We start from the raw sequence: 2181 nt of genomic DNA, 5'->3' as shown, positions 1-2181 counted from the left end.
CGACATTTTTCTATCCATGCAAAAGAACGCTCTACAACCCATCTTTTGGGAATAACTGTAAAAGTATGAAGTGTATTTCTTTTGGCTATTTCTACTATACATCCTAATATCTCCTGCACACTCTTTGCAAATTTTTCTCCAGAAAATCCTCCATATCATTGCAAATTACATTAATAAATATGGAGCAATTGAAGTAGGTCATAAGTAATTACTTAATACCTATTAGTAATGCTATAGGCATTGCCAGTAGCACACGGGAGCAAGTGAATTCATTTGTCTAGAAAAAATTTAGGACACAGTATGAGATGTAACTCTCAGGCTTTTTTACGTATTAAAATCCCATTCTTTTTTTACTTTTTTACTGACGGATTTTTAGGTTTTTGCTTTATACGAGAATGTTTGTTCTCTTTTTGCACTTCTTTTTGTTCTGGAGACAGTGGAAATAGTAACCTGTCTCCCCATAGAGAGACATTAAATTCTAGTTCTGGATTCATAAGATATACATAATTTCTGTGATATAACGGAATAACTGGCATATCGTCGATCAGTACTTTTTCGGCTTGCTCTAGAGTTAATAAGCGCTTATCTCCTTCCTCATAGTTAGAGCGATCAAGTAACTCGATAAACTTTGGATGTTCCCAGCCGGTACGATTTTTTGTATAATTTTTATATTTAAACCTTTGAAGGACGTTCATGGGGTCGTCATAAAAAGCAAGCCAACTGCAAAGACACATAGAATAATCCATATTATTTAGCTTATCTAAAGCAATGCTAAAATCTAGCTTTTCTAGTTTAATAAAGATTCCAAATGCTTTTGCCCATTGCTGTTGAATAACTTGCACTATCTCATCTGCTGTATAAACCCGGGAGTAATAAAAGAAATTCAAATCTTTAAAAGCCTCTTTGGTAATACCTAGCTCAGCCATTCCTTCATTGAGCAAAATACTAGCTTGAATTACATTGTTATCTTTGAAAAACTCGGGGCATCGATTTCCTTTTAAGCAAGGCGCTACTAGATTTGTTGCAGACAAGCCGGCTTTGTAAGCAGGACTGATTGAATCCGTTTGAATGTTTTTTTTACAACCCTTTCCTAACATTCCAATCAATTCTTGGCGATTAATTGCCATGGCAAATGCTCTTCGAATCTTAACATTATTAAAAGGTTGTTTAGTTGTATTGAGGCAAATAAATACAGAATAAGGTTGTACTTCTGAGTTAAAGGTCCATTTTTTTTCTAGCTCAGCTATCTCCTCTAAAGGAATGTCTGTTAAAGAATCTCCAACCATATCAACTGTTCCTTGTTTAAACATTTCTAATGTTACGTGATCGTTTTCGACAATATTGAATGTAATTTTTGGTGGATGTTTATCTTTTATTTTTCGATAATATGGATTGCTAGTTAAAACGATTTGATCGCCTTGCTTAAAGCTTTCCAATATGAAAGGTCCATTGCACACAAATTGATTTCCTGTTTGGCATACCCAATCAAGGTTCTTTCGATCTTGTTCTATGTTTAAAGGATAAAAATAAGGTAAGCAAAGTAATTTAAGCAAATAAGGCGTAGGGTATTCTAGGATAATCTCAATTGTTTTTTCATCGAGAGCTTTGATACCCACCTGGTCTGGAGAAACGAGTCCTTCTTTAGCTTCTTTAGCGTTTTTAATAGGCTCAAATTGATGATACCCTATTGAGGGGAAATTTGGGTCTAGGCTATCTTTCCAAGACTGTTCAAAATCGTAAGCAGTAACAGGCTTGCCATTGGACCATAGGTTATCTCCTAAAGTAAATGTATAGGTGAGCTTATCATCTGATACTGTATACGACTTAGCTTGGGCAAGTTTAATGGATCCATCGGGATATCGTTTGACAAGACCTTCAAACAGTAAGAAAATCATTTGAGCAGAAAAAACATCGCCGGCTTTACGAGGATCAAATGTTTTAGGTTGTGTTTTCATATTTAAGTTAAGCATAGGTAAACCATTTTTTAACAGAGCTGAAGAGGTGCAAATAAATATACATGTAGTAACAAACACAACTACCATTGTTGGTTTTTGGATAAAAGGTTTCCTTAATTTTTTAATGATAAGTCTTTTCAAGTTTGAAGTGCACAGAAGAATTAAAAAAAGAATAGGCAGGCGATGAAAGAATCTCTATTGTGATTTTTAACAATCAAACACAAGG

At 34.5% G+C, this 2181-nt stretch carries 1 protein-coding gene and 1 pseudogene; both read right to left on the bottom strand.

Annotation, left to right across the window (positions count from 1 at the left end; all coding sequences use genetic code 11):
* Positions 1–149 (bottom strand): annotated as a pseudogene (locus tag RHOW815_RS07940) (IS5/IS1182 family transposase); the annotation flags it as partial.
* A gap of 201 nt (positions 150–350) precedes the next feature.
* Entirely contained in the window at positions 351–2042 is a 1692-nt protein-coding gene (locus tag RHOW815_RS07935; protein ID WP_215217759.1) for a peptide ABC transporter substrate-binding protein, read from the bottom strand.
* Between the last annotated feature and the right edge of the window lie 139 nt (positions 2043–2181).

Origin of the sequence: Candidatus Rhabdochlamydia sp. W815, from assembly GCF_018642185.1 — a bacterium.
Classification (GTDB): domain Bacteria; phylum Chlamydiota; class Chlamydiia; order Chlamydiales; family Rhabdochlamydiaceae; genus Rhabdochlamydia; species Rhabdochlamydia oedothoracis.
This window is presented reverse-complemented; position numbering and strand designations above follow the sequence as displayed.

Bases quoted from the DNA above. Each gene is read 5' to 3' on its own strand.
- RHOW815_RS07935 (WP_215217759.1), bottom strand. From the start codon at position 2,042: ATGGTAGTTGTGTTTGTTACTACATGTATATTTATTTGCACCTCTTCA.